Consider the following 13,844-nt stretch of genomic DNA (forward strand, 5'->3'; position numbering starts at 1 on the left):
GGACATTATGCGTTAAGGGTCGCCACGACCTCTTCCAGCCAATGGTCGCGAATGCCCATCTCCTTGAGGTGGGCAAGCGTGTTGAACACGTATTCGCTGTTCGGACCCGACTTTCCCGACGAGACGGCGACGATCGCCGCAGCCTCCGGAGCGCTCAGCGCTCCGGCATACTGCACATGGGCGCGGTCGATCACATAGGTCAGCGCCGGAACCCGCCGCCCGTCGGCAAGCTGCACCGGCATCGTCTTTTCCTTGTAGACATGCGTGACAAGCTCGCGTTCCCGCAAATAGTCGATCACCGCCGCCCTCTCGCCGTTGTCGATGCGAAAAGCCGCGCCGATGCACGAGCCGCCATAGTCGAGCCCGAGCACCAGGCCCGGCCGCTGCTGAGTACCGCGATGCACCCAAGAGCGCACGCAAAGCGACCGACGATAGCCAAATGCCCGCGCCGTCGATCTTTCCTCGAACCGGAAGCCCGGGTTCCACATCAGCGACCCGTAGCCAAAGACCCAAAATTCGTCCATATCCACTGTCATTCAATCCGCGCTGTCTGCTCATCGCCGAATCGTCGGCTCATCGGTGGCCAGCCATGTCGGTTTTTCTACGGCACAGCATCTCGGCACGGAAGAGACAAGTCGTTCCCGTGCATAGAATGAAAGATAATAAGCAGGATCGGCGGCGCCACCCGAAAGGCGGCCGCGATCTGAGTTTGGTGGAGTACGCGTTACCATGACCGCAACCGCAGTCGCCAATCCCTCGCCGGTCAGCCGGAAGTTTCGCTGGCTTATCGCCGGCATAGTGATCGTCTGTGCCGCCTATTCGGCCGGCTGGTATGCCGTCGCCGACCAGGTCGAGAAGCGCCTGACGACCCAGCTCGCGGACGGCCGGGCAAACGGGCTCGGCGGCGAGTGCACGAACATGGACGTGCGCGGCTTCCCGTTCCGCATCGGCCTGTTCTGCGACAAGGTCAATCTCGACGACACCCGCCGCGGTGCCTCCGCCTCCTTCGGCGCGCTTCGGACCGCGGCACAAGTCTACCAGCCCAGCCATGCGATCATCGAGCTCGATGGTCCGGCCGAACTGCGCGTTTCGCCCGACCTCAATGTCTCGGCCGACTGGACGCTGCTGCATGCAAGCGTCAGGGCGACCCTTTCCGGGCTCGACCGCAGTTCGCTGACCTATGACAACCTGACCGGCACCGTGCGCCTGCCGCTGACCGGCGACAGCTTCGGCTTCGGCGCCAGCCACGGCGAAATGCACCTGCGTCAGAACGGCAACGATCTCGATGCGGCCTTGAGCGTCGACAAGCTCGATCTTCGTCCTGAGAACGGCGCAAGCTTCGCGCCACCCGCCAATCTTGCCGCCGACCTCACCTTTGTCGACAAGGCGAGCTGGATGGGCTCCGGCATCCCGACGCCGGCGATGCTGCGCGGGAGCAAGGGCGAACTGCGCCAGATGACAGTCGACCTTGGCTCGGGCATGAACGCCAAGCTGTCGGGCCCCTTCTCGGTCAACGACCAGGGGCTGATCTCCGGCGAGTTTTCGCTGACGATGACCAATATCGACGCCTGGCGCACAAACCTGGTCACGCTGATCCCCGACGATGCGAACCTGGTCAACAACACGGCCAACATGCTGAAGGCGCTGGCCAACGGCAAGAACGAGGCGACAGTCAAGCTCAACGTGCGCGACGGCACCGCCTTCCTCGCCTTCATCCCGATCGGCGTGCTGCCGACGCTCTGATCCCGGTGCAGCGAAAAGCCGCTCGCTCTGGCGGCCTTCGCGAGAATACAAAGAGCCCGGGGCGTGGATGATCCACGCCCCGGGCTCTTTCGTTTATCGGCTACTTCTGATCCATCGCGTGACGGCCGAAGTCCGGCATGGCCGTGTCCTGACCTGCCTGGATGATCGACCGCCGGATCGCGCGGGTGCGGGTGAAGAGATCGAACAGCTTGTCGCCGTCGCCCCAGCGGATTGCCCGCTGCAGATAGGCGAGGTCCTCGGAAAACCGCGACAGCATTTCGAGGATCGCGTCCTTGTTGTGCAGGCAGACGTCGCGCCACATGGTTGGGTCGGACGCGGCCAGGCGGGTGAAGTCGCGGAAACCGGACGCGGAATATTTGATGACTTCGGATTCGGTCACCGCTTCCAGATCGTCCGCCGTGCCGACGATGTTGTAGGCGATGATGTGCGGTAGGTGCGAGACGATCGCCAGCACCTTGTCGTGATGCTCGGCATCCATTTGCTCGACCATAGAACCAAGCGTTTCCCAGAACAGCCGCAGCCGCGCGATCGCTTCCTCGTCCTGGCCGTCCGGCGGCGTCAGGATGCACCAGCGACCGCGGAAGAGGCCGACGAAGCCGGCGTCCGGACCGGAATGCTCGGTACCGGCGATCGGATGCCCTGGCACGAAATGAACCGTGGCGGGCAGATGCGGCGCCATCTGGGCGATGACCGAGCCCTTGGTCGAGCCGACATCGGTGACGATCGCGCCAGGCTTCAGGTGGGCGGCGATTTCCGCGGCCACCGCACCGGACGCACCGACAGGCACCGACACGATGACGAGATCGGCACCGCGCACCGCATCGGCAGCCGACAGCGTATAGCGATCGCCAAGGCCAAGCTCCTCGGCGCGCGAAAGCGTCGCTTCGCTGCGGGTCGAGATCACCAGGGTTTGGGCGAGCTGCTTGTCTCGGATTTCCCGGGCGATCGATGAGCCGATGAGGCCGATGCCGATAAGTGCGATCGTTTCAAACTGCTGTGTCATCATTTCCGTCCCATGAATTCTGTCAGTGCCGCGATCACGCCCTCATTGGCTTCCTGCGAGCCGATGGTCATGCGCAGGGCATTGGGAAAGCCGTAGGCCGCAATCGCACGCAGGATGTAGCCGCGATGAGTGAGGAACGTATCCGCGTCGTTCGCACGCATGCCGTCCTCGTCCGGGAAATGGATGAGCACGAAGTTGGTAACCGATAGCGTGATCGTGAGACCGATCGATTCCACCGCGCGGCTGACACGCTCCAGCCAGACGAGGTTATGGTCGACCGCCTCAGCGACGAAGGCCTGATCGCGCACGGCCGCGGCACCGGCTGCAATCGCCGCCGCACTGAGGTTGAACGGCCCGCGCACGCGATCGACCGCGTCGATCACTTGCGGCGGAGCGTACATCCAGCCGATACGCAGACCGGCAAGACCGTAGATCTTGGAGAACGTCCGGGTCATGACGACGTTGCGGTTGGCCGACACCAGTTCGAGCCCGGCCGCATAATCGTTGCGCCGAACATATTCGGCATAGGCGGCATCGAGCACCAGAAGCACGCCCTCGGGCAGGCCCGCATGCAGACGGCGAACTTCGTCGACGGGAATATAGGTTCCAGTCGGGTTCGCCGGATTGGCGATGAAGACGATCTTCGTGCGCTCGGTGACCGCCGCGAGAATGGCATCGACGTCGACGGTCGCGTTGCGCTCCTTGACCATGACCGGCGTACCGCCGGCGGCCATGATCTGGATCTTGTAGACCACGAACCCGTGCTCCGTGATGATGCCTTCGTCGCCGGGCGCCAGATAGGTGTGGCACAGGAGACCGAGCAGTTCGTCCGAGCCGTTGCCGCACAGGATGTTTGCCGGGTTGAGCCCGTGCACAGCACCGATCGCCGCGCGCAGCGCCTGGGCCTGGCCGTCGGGGTAGCGCTCCAGGTTGAAGGCCGCGGCCTGGAAGGCCTCGATCGCCCTGGGGCTGGCGCCGAGTGGCGTCTCGTTGGACGAGAGCTTGTGGACCTTGGCGACACCGGGGGCATGCTCCTTGCCGGGCACATAGGCGGCAATGTCCAGAATGCCGGGACGCGGCTGCGGGCTCTTCGAGGCAAGGCTCATCGGATCAGCTTTCAAGGCAGGAAATGAGGCCAAGCCAATACCGGCGCAATCGGCATTTGTCGAGGGTCGGCAAGCCCGGCAGAGTGGCGATCAAGGCTGGGCGCGCGGGCGCTCCCGGGTGCTCGGGATACCCTGTGGCGCCAGCACCGGCACGAACACGCGCCGCGACGCACGCGCGGCAACCGGCAGGCCCTGATAAAGCCGCTTCTGCGCCTCCACCACGATCACGCCCGAGAAGACCGGCCAGAGCGAGCGGCCAAGCCGCTCGAAGCCCCGGCGCAGGCGCAGGATCATCTTCAGCTTCGACGGCGGGAAGAACAGTGCCTCCGACGAGGCGCCGGGTGTGAAGTTCGTCTCGCGCAGAAGCGCCGTCAGCTGACCGCGCGAATAGGGCCGCCCCGAGCCGAACGGCGTATGCTCCATGCGCGCCCAGACACCACGACGATTGGGCACGACGATCACCAGCCGGCCGCCCGGCGCCAGCACCCGCCAGATCTCCTTCATCGTCTCGCGCGGGCTTTCGGCAAATTCCAGCGAATGCACCATCAAAACCCGGTCGATGGAAGAATCGGGCAGCGGCAATTCCTCGTCGAACACCAGCGCGGTCGACGACAACTCGGCAACCGGCCAGTTCACCGCCCCCTGCCCCGCCGGCATGAAAGCAAAGGTCCGCTCCGTGTCCTTCCGGAAACGCTCGAGATAGGGCACGGCATAGCCGAGCCCGACAAGCCGCTCCTCGGGCAGGCGCGCCCAGACCGAAGACAGCGCAATGGTGACGGACTGTTCGGCCATGCGGCCCAGTTCGGAGTGATAGAATTCTCGGAGGTCGACGATATCGGTGTGCATGCGCAACATGTTAGCCTTGAAGCGGTAGACTTCAAGGCAAGCCTCGCTACATTCGGCGGCAGTCACCACAGCACCGCATGCTCATAGAGCGTGCAAAGGGGCGCTGTAGCGTTAAACTCGCCGCATGATTTGTCCTTTGATCGACCGCGATCGAAGGCGCCTGCAGCAGAAGCCCGATCGGAAGACACGCCATGGCCGCGCTCGAACTTGACCTCTTTCTTTGCCGCACCGACAATTTCGGCGTGCTGCTGCACGATCCGGTAAGCGGCGCCACCGCCTCGATCGACGCGCCCGAGGAGCAGCCGATCCTGGAGGCCCTGGAGCGGCGTGGCTGGACGCTCACCCATATCCTCACCACCCATCACCACGGAGACCATGTCGCGGCCAACGTCGCGCTCAAGGATCGTTTCGGCGCCACCATCATCGGGCCGGCGGCAGAGGCGGCCAATATCCCCGGCATCGACAGGAGCGTGCGTCACGCTGAACGCTTCGATTTTGCCGGCCACCCGGTCGACGTCATCGAGACGCCCGGCCACACCGCCGGCCATATCTGTTTCCACCTTCCTGAGGATAAGCTGCTCTTTGCCGCCGACACCCTGTTTGCGCTCGGCTGCGGCCGCCTGTTCGAGGGAACGCCGGAAACGATGTGGCAGTCGCTCAGCCGACTTCTCGCCCTGCCCGACGACACTACTGTTTATTTCGGCCACGAATACACGCTGTCGAACGCCCATTTCGCCGTGACGATCGACCCGGACAATGATGCATTGAGGGAGCGTGCGGCCGAGATCGAAGAAACCCGCTGCGATGGCGGCTTTACGGCGCCGACGACCATCGGCCTCGAAAGGCGCACCAACCCGTTCCTGCGCGCCGCCGACCCGAAGATCCGCGCGCATCTCGGCATGGAAGGGGCGACCGATGCGGCTGTCTTTGCCGAAATCCGCAAGCGCAAGGATAATTTCTGATGACGGCCGATCAGGAACTGACGCCGGCCGCCATCATCGAGATCCTTGGGCTGACGCGCCACCCCGAAGGGGGCTGGTATGTGCAGACCTTCCGCGACGCCAACGGCGGGCCGCGCGGCCACTCGACGGCGATCTACTATCTGCTGGAGCGCGGCGAGCGCTCGCACTGGCATCGGGTACGTGACGCCGCCGAGGTCTGGCATCACTATGCTGGCGCGCCGCTGGAGCTCAGCATTGCCGCCGACAGCGAGCCTGCAACGGTTCTGCGCCTCGGCCCCGGCATTCTCGGCGGCGAGCGCCCACAGGGGCTCGTGCCGCCCAACTGGTGGCAATCCGCCGTCTCGCTCGGCGACTGGACGCTTGTCGGCTGCACGGTGGCGCCGGGCTTCGATTTCTCAGTCTTCGAGATGGCGGCCCCCGACTGGGCGCCGCCTGAGAAATAGAGCATTTTCAGGAAAAGTGTGAAGCGGTTTTCCGCCCGGAAGGTTACTCTGCCGGCTGCACCGCCGTGCGCGCCTTACGAAAGATCATGTCCTTGGCCGCCAGCACCGCGCCGCCCGTCACGAAAAGGCATGCGGCGGCGATACGCCATGACGGCTCGGCAAAACCGAACAGGATGAGGATCAGCGTCGACAGAACCGGTGCGGCGTAGCTGGCAACGCCGAGCAGCTGGATATTGCCGTTCTTGACGCCGAAGTCCCAGGCATAGAAGGCGGCACCGACCGGCAGCAGGCCGAGGCCCGCAACCGCCAGCCACTCGAACGTCGTTTCCGGCCAGACGGTCGTCTCGAGACCAAGATGGCAGACGAACGAGAGAAGCGATGTCGCCAGGCAGAAGCCGGTGACGACGTCGGTCGAGACCGCCTCGAAGCGGCGCGTCAGCAGCGAATAACCGGACCAGGTGAAGGCGCACAGCAGGGCTGCGCCGTACCCCATCAGATAGGCGTCGTCAAAGGCGATACCGTTGCGGGCGATGATCATGATCGTTCCCATCAGGCCGGCAAAAGCGCCGGCAACGTGGTACCAGCGCAGCCGCTCGCCCGGCAATAGGGCAGAGCCGACGACGATCAGCAGCGGCCAGAGATAGGCGATCAGACCGGCTTCGACAGCCGGCGCGTTGCGAAGTGCGGTAAAGTAGAGAAAGTGATAACCGAAAAGACCGGCGATGCCGGTGATCCAGACCTTCGCCGGCTGCTTCAACAGCGCCAGCCGCTCCGGCTTCAGCGCGAGAACGACGACCCCCGGAATGCTGCCGATGAGGAAACAGATGGCTGACAACTGGAACGGCGGCATCTTGCCGGATGCAGCGGTAAACAGCGCCAGGAGCGACCACATCAAAATGGCGGTTGCACCGATCAACGTTGCCTTGAATTTCATGTCTTATCCCCTCGTGCAGCCTCCAACTGCATAATTCCTTAGATCGGAATCGATTTAAGGAGAAAATTATGCAGCAAGCTTCAAGCGCTACAGCGCAGCACGTCACGTTTGACGCGCTGCGCTGTAGCGGAAACCGGCGCGGATAAAATCACGACTCGGCGCGAAATGTTAGTACTCGGCGTGAAATGTTAGTGATAATCTCCACCATTCGGTGGATCAACCGCCGAATCGCGTCGCGGAAACCGTCACGGGGCCAAGCTTGGTCGGGATGCGCACATAGACGGGCGCATAGACATCGACGACATCAGATTTGGCAAACCAGATTTCCATGGTCTGCAGCTGCCTGAGATATTCGACGTCTTCGCGCCCCTTCTTGTAGCCCGCCTTCGGAACAAAGCGGATGCCGCAGACGATCACCTCGCCTTCGAATCCCTTGGTCTTGAACGGCCTGGTCCCCCTCGCCGACAGCTTGATGTCGAGACGCGATTCGCCGTCGAAGATCGGAAGGGTATTGGGGCAGACGCGGGCATTACCGGGAATGATAAGGCCGGACAAGGGATCGAGCACGTTGCGCATGTCGCGCGAGGTCACCGGCACCCAGTTCTTCGGCAGCGGCGTGCGCTTCGGATTCATGCTGGCATGCACGACGTTGCCGTTGCTGTAGGTGACGCTGATCGCCCGGCCCTTCTTGCCGCTGCGATAGGACATCGAATATTCGTTTGCGCGCAGATAGTCGCGGCCGATGACGCCGGAAACACGGGTCTGCCCCGAAGTCCGGCTGAAAATGTCGACGAGGCCGGCCGAATGCAGCGTTCCTGATATCGTGTAGCGATTCTTTACAAGCGCCGTATGGAACGACGCTCTCGCAAGCGGCAAACCGGCAAGCGAGATGCTGTAATCCGTCTGATGTTCGATATCTGCAGCAAGCGATGCTGTGGAAAACATTGCCACTGACAACAGCGCTACCGCGCGAGAACCGATGCGCAACTTCATGCCCTGAGAGATCCATTACTCGAATGCCGTCGCCATGCCTTGGAATGCAGGTCGTTTACGGCTTTTCTACGCCTTTTCCGACAGATCCGGCGGCCGGAACGCTACCGCATCATGGACCTCTGCTGCATCCGCAGGACAACAGATAGCGCATCGTAAATCAGCTTGGAATGACTCGCGTGAAGCATTATTGTGGCCGCGATCGAGCTTGCCTGATGCAGAAACAGCCGGGAGAAACGGCGGTTTTCCGAGAATGCAAGAGGTTTGGCTTGACGGGCGGGCTGTCTCTGACTATAGAACCGCAACTTTCCAATAATGGCCAACAGGAACGCGGCCTGGGCTCTGGGCCCGCTACCGCATCGTCCGGCGGCGATAAAGAGAATAGGTGTACCATGTCCCGTAGTTGCGAATTGACCGGCAAGGGCGTCCAGTCGGGCAACAATGTCAGCCACGCCAACAACAAGACCAAGCGCAAGTTCCTTCCGAACCTGTGCAACGTCACGCTGATTTCCGATGCTCTCGGCCAGCGCTTCCGCCTGCGCGTTTCCGCAGCGGCTCTCCGCTCGGTTGAACACCGCGGTGGTCTTGACGCTTTCCTCGTGAAGGCCGACGAGAACGAGCTGAGCATGCGCGCTCGCCTGCTGCGCCGTCAGATCGTCAAGAAGAACGCTGAAGCCGCTGCCGCTTAATCAGCGCCAGCGTCTGTCTTCGACACGACTTTAAAAAGGCTTGCGGGTTTATCCGGCAAGCCTTTTTCTCGTGTTTAATTTGCAGATTTTCATCGGCCCGGCGTTCAAGCCTGGCTTCCGCTCAACTGGTGGCATCTCCCAGGATAAAAAAATGCTGATCAACCGCACGTTCTTCATCTATGTCGCGTTCATGACCTTGGTGGTCGTGGCCTCAAACTTCCTCGTTCAGTATCCGCTGCCGGGCTCGATCGCCGGCATGCAGCTCGGCGACCTCCTGACCTGGGGTGCCTTCAGCTATCCCTTCGCGTTCCTCGTCACCGACCTGACCAACCGCCATTTCGGCCCGCGCATTGCGCGTCGTGTCGTCGTTGTCGGCTTCCTCGTGGCGATCGTTCTGTCCTTCTTCGCAGCGACGCCGCGCATCGCCATCGCTTCCGGCTCCGCCTTCCTGTTCGGCCAGCTGCTTGATATCTCCGTGTTCAACAAGCTCCGCCGCCAGAGCTGGTGGCATGCGCCGCTGGCAGGCTCGCTGATCGGCTCGGCGCTCGACACGGCCATGTTCTTCTCCTTCGCCTTTGCGCCGTTCTTCGTGTTCTTTGGGCCGAATGACAGCTTTGCGCTGGAGACAGCACCGCTGCTCGGCATCCTTGCGACCGAGGCTCCGCGCTGGATCTCCTGGGCGCTCGGCGACCTGACGGTGAAGATCCTCTGCGGCATCATCATGCTTTTGCCCTACGGCGCGCTGATAAGCGTGATCAAGCCGATGCCATCAGGCAAGGCGACAGCCTGATACTACAGCGCAGCGCGTCTTATAGACGCGCAAAGGTCGCTGTAGCACTTTGAATTGCTGCATGTTTTGATCCTTAAATCGAATACGATTTCAGGAAACATGCAGCAGCAGAACAAGTGATTGATGACGGGCCCGAATGGCCCCGTTTTCATTTGATCAGGCGGAATTCCAGCATCAGATTGCGCTCGAGGATCGAGTGGTTGTCATCGGAGATGACGATGACGCGGACATCGCCACTGGCGCCAGCGACCACGTCGAGGCCCTCCATGTTGTCGATCTGATAGCCCATGTCGGCTTCGAGAATGACGTCGCCGTCGACCACGGCGCCAGGCCGAATGCTGGCTCCCGGAATGCGGCGGATGCGCATGCCGAGACCGGAGGCGAAGTTGAACCGACGTTCCAGCAGCAGAAGGTCGCCATCGGGCAGGAAAGCGCCGTCGGTAACGGCGTAGGGATCGGTACGGGTAACGGCAAAGGCGCCCTTCATCGGGCCATCGAGAATGCCTGCCAGAAGATTGTCCGCCTTGTCGACGCTGCGCTCGGACACGGTGACGGCAGCGCCGCCGAGCGGGCCATCCTTCGGCGAAATCGCCACGGTCTCAAGCCCGCCATTGTTGCGCAGCTCGGTTGTTGGAAATGGCAGCGGCATGCTGCCGACCGGCCCCGAAGTCGAGAAACCCGGATCCGGGTAGATATCGATGCGGTGGGCCTGCTCGTAGCTGACGATCACCTCGCCCTCGCGCAGTGCCAGACCTTCGGAATCCACCTTCCATTTCTCCAGCCCGACCGCGCCGCTCCTGTCCGCCATCGGTGTTGCCGTCAGGTCCGTGAGACCGGAAAGCCTGCCGTTCGCATCACGGATCACCGCCCCTTCGAGCCAATGCCCCGTATCCATGACGGCGACGAAGGAGGTGCCATCCGGCCGGAATCGGATCGCGGATACGGCGCCGAACAGCGCATTGGAAGACGTCATCTCCAGGCCGCCGATGAATTCCAGCTGACCGAACCGCGTCTGGTTGGAGCCGACCTTGAATGGGTCTATCTGCCGGCTGCGAATGGGCAGCGTCTCGCTGCCGCCGGCGGCCAAAGCCACGCCGGTCGAGGCCAACAGGGAAAGAACGAGGAGACCGCGGCCAAGCATCTGGGGGAGTTCCTTCGGGCGGGCAGAATAGGCGGGGAGGAGATGGCAACCGCGGCAGCGGCCTAGGGGATGAACGGGGCGACAGACGGTCGCCCCGGTTTCGCGAAAGATTAGCTAGCGCGGCGCATGCGCCCCGGACGGCGGCGCATGCTTTCGTCTTCGAACAGATCGGCGAGCTGCTCGGTCATCGCGCCGGCCAGTTCATCCGCATCGACGATGGTCACGGCGCGGCGATAATAGCGCGTTACGTCGTGACCGATGCCGATTGCCAAAAGCTCGACCGGCGAGCGCGTCTCGATCTGCTCGATCACGGCACGCAGGTGCCGTTCGAGATAGTTGCCCGGATTGACCGACAGCGTCGAGTCGTCGACCGGCGCGCCATCGGAAATCATCATCAGGATGCGGCGCTGCTCGCGCCGCGCCATCAGGCGCTCATGCGCCCAGATCAGCGCCTCGCCGTCGATGTTTTCCTTGAGCAAGCCCTCGCGCATCATCAGGCCGAGATTGCGGCGTGCACGCCGCCACGGCGCATCGGCCGACTTGTAGATGATATGGCGCAGATCGTTGAGGCGGCCCGGCGATTGTGGCTTGCCACCGGCCAGCCACTTCTCACGCGATTGCCCGCCCTTCCACGCCTTGGTGGTAAAGCCAAGGATCTCGACCTTGACGCCGCAGCGCTCCAGCGTGCGCGCAAGGATGTCGGCGCAGGTCGCGGCAACCGTGATCGGCCGGCCGCGCATGGAGCCGGAATTGTCGATCAGGAGGGTCACGACCGTATCGCGGAAATTGGTATCCTTCTCGCGCTTGAACGACAGCGGCTGCATCGGATCGATGACGATGCGCTGCAGGCGCGCAGTGTCGAGATAGCCCTCTTCCAGGTCGAACTCCCAAGAGCGGTTCTGCTGCGCCATCAGGCGGCGCTGTAGCCGGTTTGCAAGCCGCCCGACGGCACCTTGAAGGTGCGAGAGCTGCTTGTCGAGGAACGCGCGCAGCCGGTCGAGTTCCGCCTCGTCGCAGAGCTCTTCCGAGGCGATGGTCTCGTCGAACTCGCGGGTGAAGACGGTGTAGTCGACTTTCTCGTTGAAGTCGGCAAACGGCTGGTTCGGGCGCTTGACCTCGCCGGGCGTCTCGCTGTCCTCGTCACCCTCGTCCTGCAGGTCGTCGTCGGAGATCTCCGCGCCGTCCATCTCGCCTTCTTCCATCTGCTCTTCAGCAGCCTGGTTTTCGTCGGCAGGGGCCGCATCGTCGCCGGCTTCCTCGTCGCTGGCGTTTTCGTCCTGCTCCTGGCTGCGCGGCTGATCCTCGTCGGTCTCGCTTTCCTGCTCGTCCGGCTCGATGTCGTCGTCGCCGTATTTCTCGGCAACATCCATCGATGTCAGCATATCGCGCACGACGCGGGCGAAAGCCTGCTGGTCGTTGAGCGTCGACGACAGATTCTTGATGTCGCCGGCAGCCTTCTCCTCGATGAAGTCGCGCCAGAGATCGAGCACCTTACCGGCGGATGCCGGCGGCTTCTCGCCGGTCAGCTTCTCGCGCACCAGCAAAGCAACAGCCTCGCCGAGCGGTGCATCGGCCTGCTTGCTGATCGCGCCGAAATTGGCCTTGGAATATTTCTCTTCGAGCATCGAGCTCAGGTTCTTGGCAACGCCTTCCATGCGCAGCGAGCCGATCGCCTCGACACGCGCTTGCTCGACGGCATCGAAGATCACCCGCGCGTCGGCGCCCTGCGGCGACATCGTCGCGTGGACGCGTGCGTCATGACAGGCCTTGCGCAGCGCCATGCTGTCGCCGAGACCGCGCGTCACGGCAAGTTCCTGCCGCGTCGGCCGCTTGGAGATTTCGGGCAGACGGATGCGTTCGCCTGTTATGCCCGGTCGCTCGTTGGCAAAAGCCACCTCGACCTCGGCATCGCCCGCGATCGATCGGATGCAGCCGGAAAGCGCCCGCTTGAACGGTTCGGCTGCATTTTCGCGCGTGGTCGGCTTTGCCTTGGAGTTCGAGCTCACGACAGTTCCTTCTTCAGCCAGATGCGATGATGCCTGGTGGGGCATCATCGAGTTTGCCACAGGGTCACAAGTCCGCCTTTCCCGGGGAAAGACGGACGATGGATCAGGCGGTGGCTTCAAGCACGATGTTGGCAGCGCTTTCCTTCAGCTCGATGCCGAAAGCGCGCTGATAATGCTCGGCGACAAGCGCCCGCTCCAGCTCGTCGCACTTGTTGAGGAAGGTCACGCGGAAGGCAAAGGCGATATCGCCGAAGATATAGGCGTTCTCGGCCCAGGTGATGACCGTACGCGGGCTCATGACCGTCGACAGGTCGCCATTGATGAAGGCGGCGCGGGTAAGATCGGCAACGCGCACCATCTTCGATACCGTCTCGCGGCCCTTGTCGGCGGTAAAGCCCTTGACCTTGGCGGCGACGATATCGACTTCCTTGTCATGCGGCAGGTAGTTGAGCGTCGTCACGATCGACCAACGGTCCATCTGCGCCTGGTTGATCTGCTGCGTGCCATGGTAGAGGCCGGTGGTATCGCCGAGACCGACCGTGTTGGCGGTTGCAAACAGGCGGAATGCCGGGTGCGGACGAATGACGCGGCTCTGGTCGAGCAGCGTCAGGCGGCCGGAGGATTCCAGCACGCGCTGAATGACGAACATCACGTCCGGGCGGCCGGCATCGTATTCGTCGAAGACGAGCGCGACGTTGTGCTGGTAGGCCCAGGGAAGGATGCCGTCCTTGAACTCGGTGACCTGCAGGCCGTCCTTGACGACGATCGCGTCCTTGCCGACGAGGTCGATACGGCTGACATGGCTGTCGAGGTTGACGCGCACGCACGGCCAGTTGAGGCGCGCTGCGACCTGCTCGATGTGGGTGGACTTACCGGTTCCGTGATAACCCGAGACCATCACGCGTCGGTTATGGGCAAAGCCTGCGAGAATGGCGAGCGTGGTTTCGCGGTCGAAGAGGTAGTCCGGATCGAGATCCGGCACGTAGGCGTCGGCCTTCGAGTAGGCGGGAACGCGCAAATCCGTGTCAATGCCGAAAACGTCCCGAACCGAGACGGTTGTGTCGGGGAGGTTGGAAATGTCGAGGTCAATCTTGCTCATCATGTCTCCAGAGCGGCCACCGGACGGCACCCGCGCATTCGCCTGCAAAAGTGCTTCTGTAATAATCCGCG

At 62.7% G+C, this 13,844-nt stretch carries 14 protein-coding genes; 5 read left to right on the forward strand and 9 right to left on the reverse strand.

Annotated elements, in window-relative coordinates; genetic code table 11:
• Nucleotides 1-5: 5 nt before the first annotated feature.
• A complete protein-coding gene (locus J3R84_RS14260; protein WP_038575656.1) occupies nt 6-536 on the reverse strand; it encodes a gamma-glutamylcyclotransferase in 531 nt (176 codons plus the stop codon).
• A 193-nt stretch (nt 537-729) separates the two neighbouring features.
• Here J3R84_RS14260 and J3R84_RS14265 point away from each other — a divergent pair, with 193 nt between their 5' ends.
• Nucleotides 730-1,743: a DUF2125 domain-containing protein gene (locus J3R84_RS14265; protein WP_025424645.1), complete on the forward strand. Its 1,014-nt coding sequence runs from the start codon at nt 730-732 to the stop codon at nt 1,741-1,743.
• 100 nt (nt 1,744-1,843) lie between these two features.
• On the opposite strand, the gene J3R84_RS14270 is transcribed toward J3R84_RS14265, so the two are convergent.
• The 3 genes from J3R84_RS14270 to J3R84_RS14280 form a co-directional block, all read right to left on the reverse strand.
• Nucleotides 1,844-2,770 carry a prephenate/arogenate dehydrogenase family protein gene (locus tag J3R84_RS14270; RefSeq protein ID WP_025424646.1) on the reverse strand — a complete coding sequence of 309 codons (927 nt, stop codon included), beginning with the start codon at nt 2,768-2,770 and terminating at the stop codon, nt 1,844-1,846.
• Nucleotides 2,767-3,873 (reverse strand): histidinol-phosphate transaminase, encoded by a 1,107-nt coding sequence (gene hisC, locus J3R84_RS14275; protein ID WP_025424647.1) that lies wholly within the window; start codon nt 3,871-3,873, stop codon nt 2,767-2,769. Before hisC ends, J3R84_RS14270 begins: the two co-directional genes overlap by 4 nt.
• A 90-nt stretch (nt 3,874-3,963) precedes the next feature.
• A complete protein-coding gene (locus J3R84_RS14280) occupies nt 3,964-4,728 on the reverse strand; it encodes a class I SAM-dependent methyltransferase (protein ID WP_025424648.1) in 765 nt (254 codons plus the stop codon).
• A gap of 182 nt (nt 4,729-4,910) precedes the next feature.
• On the opposite strand from J3R84_RS14280, the gene gloB reads away from it, so the two are divergent.
• Together gloB and J3R84_RS14290 are read left to right on the forward strand one after the other, a co-directional pair.
• Complete coding sequence (gene gloB, locus J3R84_RS14285) at nt 4,911-5,681, forward strand: hydroxyacylglutathione hydrolase (RefSeq protein WP_025424649.1); 771 nt, start codon at nt 4,911-4,913, stop codon at nt 5,679-5,681.
• Nucleotides 5,681-6,124, forward strand: a complete 444-nt coding sequence (locus J3R84_RS14290; RefSeq protein WP_025424650.1) for a cupin domain-containing protein — start codon at nt 5,681-5,683, stop codon at nt 6,122-6,124. Before gloB ends, J3R84_RS14290 begins: the two co-directional genes overlap by 1 nt.
• Nucleotides 6,125-6,167: 43 nt before the next feature.
• On the opposite strand, the gene yddG is transcribed toward J3R84_RS14290, so the two are convergent.
• Together yddG and J3R84_RS14300 are read right to left on the reverse strand one after the other, a co-directional pair.
• The gene (yddG, locus tag J3R84_RS14295; protein WP_025424651.1) at nt 6,168-7,058 is read right to left on the reverse strand and encodes an aromatic amino acid exporter YddG; all 891 of its coding nucleotides are present in this window, start codon (nt 7,056-7,058) and stop codon (nt 6,168-6,170) included.
• A 216-nt stretch (nt 7,059-7,274) separates the two neighbouring features.
• The gene (locus J3R84_RS14300; RefSeq protein WP_025424652.1) at nt 7,275-8,051 is read right to left on the reverse strand and encodes a DUF3108 domain-containing protein; all 777 of its coding nucleotides are present in this window, start codon (nt 8,049-8,051) and stop codon (nt 7,275-7,277) included.
• Nucleotides 8,052-8,440: 389 nt separating this feature from the next.
• Here J3R84_RS14300 and rpmB point away from each other — a divergent pair, with 389 nt between their 5' ends.
• Together rpmB and J3R84_RS14310 are read left to right on the forward strand one after the other, a co-directional pair.
• Entirely contained in the window at nt 8,441-8,737 is a 297-nt protein-coding gene (gene rpmB, locus J3R84_RS14305; protein ID WP_025424653.1) for a 50S ribosomal protein L28, read from the forward strand.
• A gap of 151 nt (nt 8,738-8,888) precedes the next feature.
• Complete coding sequence (locus J3R84_RS14310; protein WP_203529793.1) at nt 8,889-9,527, forward strand: queuosine precursor transporter; 639 nt, start codon at nt 8,889-8,891, stop codon at nt 9,525-9,527.
• Nucleotides 9,528-9,675: 148 nt separating this feature from the next.
• Here J3R84_RS14310 and J3R84_RS14315 read toward each other — a convergent pair whose 3' ends face one another.
• The 3 genes from J3R84_RS14315 to cobS all read right to left on the reverse strand — a co-directional run bounded on the left by J3R84_RS14315 (nt 9,676) and on the right by cobS (nt 13,773).
• A complete protein-coding gene (locus J3R84_RS14315) occupies nt 9,676-10,668 on the reverse strand; it encodes an esterase-like activity of phytase family protein (protein WP_025424655.1) in 993 nt (330 codons plus the stop codon).
• 110 nt (nt 10,669-10,778) lie between these two features.
• Nucleotides 10,779-12,674, reverse strand: coding sequence for a cobaltochelatase subunit CobT (gene cobT, locus J3R84_RS14320; protein WP_025424656.1), 1,896 nt, complete (start codon nt 12,672-12,674; stop codon nt 10,779-10,781).
• Between the two features lie 103 nt (nt 12,675-12,777).
• Nucleotides 12,778-13,773: a cobaltochelatase subunit CobS gene (gene cobS / locus J3R84_RS14325; RefSeq protein ID WP_025424657.1), complete on the reverse strand. Its 996-nt coding sequence runs from the start codon at nt 13,771-13,773 to the stop codon at nt 12,778-12,780.
• Nucleotides 13,774-13,844 lie beyond the last annotated feature (71 nt).

This window comes from Ensifer canadensis (genome assembly GCF_017488845.2).
Taxonomy (GTDB): domain Bacteria; phylum Pseudomonadota; class Alphaproteobacteria; order Rhizobiales; family Rhizobiaceae; genus Ensifer; species Ensifer canadensis.